This is a genomic window from Enterobacter sp. PTB (genome assembly GCF_051130085.1).
In the GTDB taxonomy this organism is placed as follows: Bacteria; Pseudomonadota; Gammaproteobacteria; order Enterobacterales; family Enterobacteriaceae; genus Enterobacter; species Enterobacter ludwigii.
Map to the genome: position 1 here is coordinate 270,184 of NZ_JBDKEE010000006.1, position 9,561 is coordinate 279,744.

The 9,561-nt window shown below is 58.1% G+C and carries 3 protein-coding genes; all 3 read left to right on the plus strand.

The window, feature by feature from the left end; genetic code table 11:
* The first annotated feature begins 64 nt into the window (after positions 1 to 64).
* The gene (locus tag AAIR21_RS10550; protein WP_183516578.1) at positions 65 to 5,317 is read left to right on the plus strand and encodes an Ig-like domain-containing protein; all 5,253 of its coding nucleotides are present in this window, start codon (positions 65 to 67) and stop codon (positions 5,315 to 5,317) included.
* Positions 5,318 to 5,433: 116 nt separating this feature from the next.
* Positions 5,434 to 7,875 (plus strand): Ig-like domain-containing protein, encoded by a 2,442-nt coding sequence (locus AAIR21_RS10555; RefSeq protein ID WP_434680932.1) that lies wholly within the window; start codon positions 5,434 to 5,436, stop codon positions 7,873 to 7,875.
* 148 nt (positions 7,876 to 8,023) lie between these two features.
* A partial coding sequence (locus AAIR21_RS10560; protein ID WP_434680936.1) for an Ig-like domain-containing protein occupies positions 8,024 to 9,561 on the plus strand: 1,538 nt, incomplete at its 3' end.

Below are 9,561 nucleotides of genomic sequence, written 5' to 3' on the forward strand. Positions count from 1 at the left end.
GTATGGAAGTGCGTCTGGCGCGTTGCGCAGACACAGATCGATTATTTACACGAGAATTTAGCGAATGAATCTCAAGCCAGTAAATATTGCAGTCGTTGATAAAAATACGATTGTCAAAGCCGACGTTCTGCGCAGTGAAAAAATAGGCAGTGCCGTCAAAATTAAAGCCATCCCGAATGCAAAATACATTCTTGCTGAAGGGGAAAACGGCGTTGCGCCAGAAAACATTACCCAGAAACGTGTCGGTAAAGACCTGTTCATCATGCTGGAAGGCACTGATGAAGATCAGCCGCAGCTGATTATCGAAGACTACTTTGATAATCCGGGTGAACTGGTCGGTAAAGGGGAAGATGGTCAGTGGCATGAATACATCGCCACCGACGGTGATGATGACCACGAAGCTGCTTTCCTGCTGGACGGTGAATCCTCTGCGCAAGCGCTGGGCGCAGGCGCGATTGCCAGCCTTGACGGTCTGGCGGTTGCGGGTACCGCGTTTTCCCCTGCCTTGCTGGCACTGGGTGCATTAGCGGCGATTGGTGCGGCGATTGGCATCGGCTCCATTATCCGCCATAACCGTGGCGGCAATGACGGTAGTGATAACGGCGACGTTATTCCCCCTCCACCGACAGGTCCTGGCAAACCAACGATCGGCGAAGTTGAGGATGACGTTGGCCCGATCACTGGCCCTATCCACAACGGCGATGCCACTGACGACGCCCAGCCTGTTTTCCGTGGCGGTGGTGCGAACCCTGGCGATACCGTTGAGCTGATTGTCGACGATGAAGTCGTGGGCACCGCGATCGTGGGTGAAGACGGCAACTGGGAAGTGACGCCAGAAAAACCGCTGCCGGAAGGCGAACATGAAGCGGTGGTGGTCATCACCGATCCTGAGGGTAACGCCAGCGAACCGTCCGACCCTATTGATTTCGTGGTCGATCTCACCCCGCCGGAAAAACCGGTGATTGGTGAGGTGGAAGATGATGTCGGTCCGGTGGTTGGCCCAATCAATGACGGTGACACCACTGATGACGCCCTGCCTGTATTCCGCGGTGAAAACGGCACGCCGGGCGACACCGTTGAGCTGATCATCGACGATAAAGTCGTGGGTACCGCGGTAGTGGGGGCAGACGGTAAATGGGCAGTGACGCCGGAAAACCCACTGGCTGAAGGCCAGCACGAGGCGGTGGTGGTCATCACCGATCCGGCAGGCAACGCCAGCGAGCCGTCCGATCCGATTGGCTTTATCGTTGACCTGACTGCACCAGCGAAACCGGTGATCGGTGACGTGGAAGATGACGTCGGCCCAATCACTGGCCCGATTAACAATGGCGATATTACCGATGATACCCAGCCGGTATTCAGCGGCGGCGGTGCCGTACCTGGCGAAACCGTTGAGCTGATTATCGACGATGAAGTCGTGGGCACCGCGATTGTGGGTGAAGACGGCAACTGGGAAGTGACGCCAGAAAAACCGCTGCCGGAAGGCGAACATGAAGCGGTGGTGGTCATTACCGATCCGGCAGGCAACGCCAGCGAACCGTCCGATCCTATTGATTTCGTGGTCGATCTCACCCCGCCGGAAAAACCGGTGATTGGTGAGGTGGAAGATGACGTCGGTCCGGTGGTTGGCCCAATCAATGACGGTGACACCACTGACGACACGCTGCCTGTATTTCGTGGTGAAAACGGCACGCCGGGCGACACCGTTGAGCTGATCATCGACGATAAAGTCGTGGGTACCGCAGTGGTAGGTGCAGACGGTAAATGGGCAGTGACGCCGGAAAACCCACTGGCTGAAGGCCAGCACAACGCGGTGGTGGTGATCACCGATCCGGCAGGCAACGCCAGCGAACCGTCCGATCCGATCGGCTTTATTGTCGACCTGACTGCGCCGGAAAAACCGGTGATCGGTGACGTGGAAGATGACGTCGGCCCTATCACTGGCCCGATTAACGATGGCGATGTCACCGATGATACTCAGCCGGTATTCAGCGGCGGTGGTGCCGTGCCTGGCGAAACCGTTGAACTGATTATCGACGATGAAGTGGTGGGCACTGCGATTGTGGGTGAAGACGGCAACTGGGAAGTGACGCCAGAAATCCCGCTGCCGGATGGCGAACATGAAGCGGTGGTGGTCATTACCGATCCGGCAGGCAATGCCAGCGAACAGTCGGATCCGATCGGCTTTATCGTTGACACCACGCCACCGGCACAACCGACCATCGATACCGTTTTCGATAACGTTGGCGACAGAACCGGCAACCTGGCGGCAGGTGAAACCACCGATGACAACACGCCAACCTTCAGCGGTACGGCTGAAGAAAATAGCCTCGTTTACATCATCGTCAACGAGAAAGTGGTGGATTCCGTGCGCGCAACCGAAACCGGCTCCTGGACCTGGGAACCGTCTCCGGGGTTGGCTAACGGTCCGTATAACGTCCGCGTTGTTGCGGAGGATCAGGCTGGGCTGCGCTCTGAGTCGTCTGAGGACTTTAACTTTAACGTGCAGGTGGGCGGTGTCCCTACAGCGCCGGCAATTACCGATGTGATTGACGATGTTGAGTCTCACACCGGCACCGTACAGCAAAACGGTACCACCAACGACGACCGCCCAACCCTCGTGGGGACCGGTCAGGACGGTACCACCGTTTACCTGTACGACGGCGCGAACCCGGACCCGATCGGCAGTGCCGTGGTCACGGGCGGACGCTGGACCATTGAATTTGATGCCCCGCTGGCGCAGGGCGAGCACCGCTTCCGTGCGGTAGCGGAAGACGGTACCGGCAACCGCAGCCCGGAAACGGGCGAGTGGGTCATCAACATTGATTCCGTCGCACCGGGCGAGGCGACAGACGTTGAACTGTGGGACGACTTCGGCACGCCGGGGATTATCGCCGACAACGGTACGACCGATGACAACACTCCGACCTACCGGGGTAAGGGTGAAGCGGGCGGTACGGCGATTATCGACCTGGGCGATGGCACCACCGTGCGTGTACCGGTTGATGCCAGCGGCAACTGGAGCTACACCCCGGCGCCTGCACTGGCGGACGGCGACTACACCTGGCAAGTCTCGATTGAAGACAAGGCGGGCAACGTCGGACCTGCATCCGACCCTATCCACTTCATCGTGGATACCAGTGGAAACGGGATTTCGATTAGCCACGTTGTGGATGATGAGGGTGGCATTCAGGGCAACCTGGCCAGCGGCAGCCACACTGATGACACGACGCCAACCGTTGTGGGCCGCGCTACGCCTGGTGCCATTGTGAAAGTCTACGTTGACGGAAACCTGGTTGACAGCGTGGTGGCCGATCCGACCACGGGTCAATGGCAGTACACCATCAGCCCGGCGCTGTCGGCCGACGGCACATATCAGATCACCGCCAGTGAAAACACCGGCACCGGTGACGGTCCACAAACCGCACCGTTTGAACTGACGCTCGATACTCGCATTCCGACCGGCACCCTGGACGGTATAGCGGATGATGTCGGCCTGGTTCAGGGCGATCTGGCGAACCCGTCTGTGACCGACGATACCACCCCGACCCTGCGCGGTACCGGTGTGGCGGGCGACCGGGTGTTTATTTACGACGGTACGACCCTGATCGACTCCGTCATCGTCGGGCCTGACGGCAGCTGGAACTACACGTTACCGCCGCAGAATAACGGGACAGAGCTGGATATGAACGTGGTGTTCCAGAGCCCAACGGGCGTCAGAAGCGCACCGAGCGATTCCTGGAAAATCACCATTGATACCGAAGCGCCAACGGCCAGCGCGGTGGCTGACGGCCTGAGCAAAGACTCCGGCGTGAGCGATGCGGACTTCATCACCAATAACAGCGGCCCTGGCAGCCTGGTCACCGGCCATCTCTCGGCTGCGCTGGACGCGGGCGACAAAGTCCTTGTCTCCGTTGATGGCGGTGCGACCTGGCAGGAAGCGCTGGTCGACGGCGATAAGTGGGCCTATGTGGACACGCAAGGCCACAGCGCTGACTGGACCATTTTGACCCGTGTTGTTGATGCGGCAGGTAACTACACCGAGTCGTCGCAGAACGTGGTGGTGGATCAGGTTGCACCGGACGCCCCGACCGACGTGGTGCGGAGCGGTAACGATGTCACCGTCACGCTGCCGGGCAGCAACGTGACGGCGGGTGATTCGGTTCTGGTGAAGGTCGGAGATGTCTCTGTCACGCACACGCTGACGGCAGCGGATATCGCGAACGGTAACGTGACGCTGAGCCTGCCGCCGGGCGGTTATACCGATATTCCGGTCGGGGCAGCCATTGTGGACGCGGCGGGTAACAGCTCGAAATACCGTACCAGCGACTTCACCAGCACCAACAGCTTTGAATCTGCTGATGAGTTTACGGCGATCAATGCGGGCCAGTGGGTGCACGGAATGCGTTTCTCACACACGACGGATACCAGTACGGCTGACTACGAATTCGACAGACAGACCATCGGGGCGGGAAGCACAAACAGCCTGTACCTGTTCAGTTCGTCAACTGATGGCGGGATGGAAGCCAGCATGTTTGTCGACTTCCAGTATGGCGCCAAAACCGTCGATTTCGATTTCAACCCGAGATTTGCGGGTCCGTCTACGGTGGTGACGTTCTATGACATCAACGGCAATGTGATTGGTTCTCAGCCTGTGAACGCGCCGATCAGCAACCGTAACGTCCATGTGTCGTTCACAGGCCAGGAGGATACGCCGGTTTACCGGATGGAAATTCACCATCAGGAGCAGCCGGGCAGCACCGGGTTTGGTTTCAGTATCGATAACCTGGTGGTGAGCGGCACGGCGAAAACCGTCACGCCGGGTGAATTCCTGGCGGATAACCAGGGCGATGTCTGGTATGGCGACGCGGCGGACAACCTCTATCAGGTGAGTGACGTGGCCAGCCTGACCGACGCGGTGATCCAGGGGGGAGAAGGGACGGACACGCTGAAGTTGTTGGGTGCGGATCAGCATCTCGATATGAGCGCGCTGACCAACAAAATCCAGTCAATGGAAGTGTTCGACATAACGGGAACAGGCAACAACACCCTGACGCTGAGCGCGGGCGATGTGCTGGAAAATGCCACACAGAACCTGTTCCACGATAACGACTTCAACCAGTTGATGGTGAAGGGCGATGCAGGCGATCGGGTCAATCTCAGCGACCTGTTGCCAAACGATATAGACCCGGGCAACTGGACAGACGGTGGCACGGTTAACGTTGGCGGAGTGGAGTATCAGTCCTTCCAGATGGAAAGCCTGAATACCGAAATCCTCGTTCAGATGGGAGTGACGGTCACGCTGCAAAACCACTAATTGATATCAGGAAACGGAGGCGCCTTTAAGGCGCCTCCGGAAAGTAAAAACGTTTAGCCGTTTTTTTAATCCAGGGATTTTCCCGAACATAAACAGAATATAGTTGGAAATAGAGTATGAAAAAGACCATCGCTTCTAACAACAATACTGAGCCAAACATCGCTGCTGTGGCGACACTGCCGCCGCTGCCGACCGACGTTTTACTGTGGAACGACTATCAGTTCCCGCGTGAAATTAATAATAACGATATCAGCGAAGATAACACCCCGACCATTAGCGGTAAGGGTGAGCCGGGCATGACGGCTGTGATCGACCTCGGTGGCGGGCAGAGCGTTCGCGTACCCGTCAATGCAGAAGGTAACTGGAGCTGGACGCCTGCCCCTGCGCTGGCGGACGGAACCTATAGCTGGTCTGTGGCGCTGGAAGATGCTGCGGGTAACCGTGGTGAAGCCACCGCGCCAGTGACCTTTATCGTCGACACCGTGGGTAATGCGGTATCCATCAGCCACGCGGAAGATAATACCGGCACGTTGACCAACCCGCTGGCCAGCGGCAGCAGCACGGATGACCTTAAACCGGTTATCGTGGGGACGGCAACGCCTGGCTCTCTGGTGACGCTGTATGTTGACGGGGAAGCGGTGGGTACGATGACTGCCGATCCAACGACCGGTGCGTGGGCCATTGAGATCAACCCTGCGCTGGAGTCGGGTAAAACCTATGAAATTACGGCTGGGGAATTCAGCGGTCCTGGTGAAATTCCACCTCCGACACGTCCATTCCTGCTGACCATCGATACCGTTGTTCCGACCGGGACGTTCGATCGCGTATCGGATGACGTTGGTCGCTATCAGGGTGACCTGCCGAATCCGGCGGTGACGGATGACACCACGCCAACCCTGCACGGTACGGGCCGTCCAGGTGACATCGTTTTCGTACGTAATGGCAGCGACATTATTAGCTCCGTAACCGTGGGCGCTGATGGCCGCTGGGAATATACCCTGCCTGAACAAACGAACGGTGCCGCGCTGGATGTGAGTGTGGTATTCCGTGGCCCAACGGGCGTTGAAAGCGCGCCAACCGATCCCTGGAAGCTGGTGATTGACACCGAAGCGCCAGTGAAACCGATCATTGGTGACGTTGAAGACGATCAGGGTCCGGTTATCGGCCCAATTAATAACGGCGATGTGACCGATGATACCCAGCCGGTATTCAGCGGCGAAGGCGCTGTGCCGGGTGAAACCGTAGAACTGATCATCGACGATGAAGTGGTAGGTACCGCGATCGTGGGTGAAGACGGTAAATGGGAAGTCACACCAGAAAATCCACTGGCAGAAGGCGAGCATGAAGCCGTGGTGGTCATCACCGATCCCGCGGGTAACACCAGCGAACCTTCCGATCCGATCGGCTTTATCGTTGACACCACGCCACCGGTGAAACCGACTATCGACACCGTCTTTGACGACGCGGGTCAGCAAACAGGTTATCTGCAAAACGGCGATATCACTGACGACAGCACCCCGACGTTCGCAGGTTCTGCCGAAGAGAACAGCCTGGTGTACATCATCGTCAATGGCCGTGAAGTTGCTTCCGTTCGCGCCACCGATGAAGGTACCTGGACGTGGACACCGCCGCTGGGGCTGGCGAACGGTCATTATGACGTGAAAGTGGTCGCCGAAGACAAAGCGGGTCTGCGTTCGGATCCTTCTGATGCGTTCTCCTTTGACCTGCTGGCGGGCGGTATTCCAACGGCTCCGGCAATCACCGATGTGATTGACGATGTCGAATCACACGTTGGCACGGTACAGAACGGTGGCATCACGAATGACGATCGTCCGGTTATTACCGGTACTGCGCAGGATGGCACCACCGTCTATCTGTACGACGGCGCGAACCCGAACCCAATCGGCAGCGCGGTGGTCACCGGTGGACGCTGGACCATTGAGTTTGATTCGGCGCTGGCGCAGGGCGAGCACCGCTTCCGCGCGGTCGCAGAAGATGTGACCGGCAACCGCAGCCCGGAGACCGGCGAGTGGGTCATTATTGTGGACTCCGTCGCACCAGGCGAAGCGGCTGACGTGGAACTGTGGGACGACTTCGGTACGCCAGGTCTGATTGGTAACAACGACACCACCGATGACAACACCCCAACCTACCGTGGTAAAGGTGAAGCGGGCGGTACCGCTATTATCGATCTCGGTAATGGCACTACCGTGCGCGTTCCTGTCGATGGCAGCGGTAACTGGAGCTACACCCCGGCACCTGCGCTGGCGGACGGTGACTACACCTGGAAAGTCTCGATTGAAGACAAAGCGGGTAACGTCGGCCCTGCGTCCGACCCGATCCACTTCATCGTGGACACCAGCGGTAACGGCGTATCCATCAGCCACGTCGTGGATGATGAAGGTGCCATTACCGGCAATCTGGGCAGCGGCAGTCACACCGATGACACGACCCCAACGGTTGTGGGCCGCGCGACGCCGGGCGCACTGGTGAAGGTGTACGTTGACGGCAATTATATCGATAGCGTGCGTGCTGATGCGGTAACCGGTAACCGGTAGCTGGCAGCTGACCATCACCCCTGCGCTGAGCGCGGATGGGACATATCAGATCACCGCGACGGAAGATCCGGGGACGGGTGACAGTGCGCCTACCGCACCGTTTGAGCTGACGCTGGATACCAGCATTCCGACAGGGACGCTGGATCGCATCGCCGACGATGTAGGCCTGGTGCAGGGCGACCTGGCGAACCCGGCGGTGACCGATGACACCACGCCAACGCTGCACGGTACTGGCCGTGCGGGCGACACCGTGTTCATTTACGACGGCACCACGCTTGTTAATTCTGTGACCGTAGGCAATGACGGCACCTGGAACTACACGCTGCCACCGCAGAACAACGGCACCGAGCTGTCTCTGAGTGCGGTCTTCCAGAGCCCGACCGGTGTGAAAAGCGCACCAACCGCGCCGTGGGATCTGACGATTGATACCGATGCGCCAACGGCGCCGACCATTACCGGCATGTATGACGATGCGGGTACGCTGATCGTCGATGGCGGCCGTTCACGCGACACCACGCCAGAACTGCGCGGTACGGCTGAGAAAAACAGCCTGGTGAATATCTATGGCCCGGACAGCAAAACGCCAATCGCTTCGGTGTATGCCGATGCGGACGGTAACTGGACGTGGACATCGCCTGCGCTGGCAGATGCGAAACATGACTTCTACGTGACGTCACAGGATGCGGCGGGCAACGTCTCTGGCGAATCCAACCACTACGGTCTGGAAGTGGATACCCGCGCTGCAGCTCCGATCATTCTGGGGGCGTACGATGACGTGCAAGGTGGCATCTATAACGGCCTGGTGCCAGACGGTGGGCTGAGCAACGACGGCAATATGCAGCTGCGCGGAACCGCTGAGCCAAACAGCGTCGTGTATATCTACAACGCGTATAACAACGCGGTGCTGGATACGGTGAAAACTGATGCGAAAGGTAACTGGACCTGGGAGCATGCGGTTGCTGACACGGCTGCCGGTCGTCCGCATATGTTCTACACCATTGCGAAAGACGATCTGGGTAACGTGTCGGGTAAATCTGAGACCTATTCGATCAACGTGGATACGGTGAACAACGCACCGGTTATCCTCGGCTCTTTCGACGATGTTCAGGGCGGTGTCTATAACGGCCTGGTGGGTAACGGCGGCGTAACGAATGATCGTACGCTGGATTTACGCGGGACAGCGGAAGCGGGCAGCGTGGTGTACATCGTTATTGATAACTATGGCACGGTCGCAGGTTCTGTCACGGCGGGGGCTGATGGTAAATGGTCGTTCCCTACAACCGCGAACTATAACCAGACGTACAATTTCCATGCTTATTCCATTGATAAGGCTGGAAACCGTTCTGAAGATTCGTCGCAATTCGCAATCACCGTGGATACGGTGAATAACGCGCCAGTTATCACTGGCTCTTACGATGATGTTCAGGGCGGCGTGTATAACGGCCTGGTGGGCAACGGTGGCGTAACCAACGACCGTGGCCTGGATTTACGCGGGACAGCGGAAGCGGGCAGCGTGGTGTATATCATCGACCCGGCAACCGGTGGGACTTATGGCTCGGCGGTTGCGGCTGCGAATGGCGCATGGGCATACCCAGTGACGACCAACTACAACAAGCTGTATGAATTCCAGGCTTATTCAATCGACAGGGCCGGAAACCGTTCGGCTACCTCGTCGAAATTTGGGAT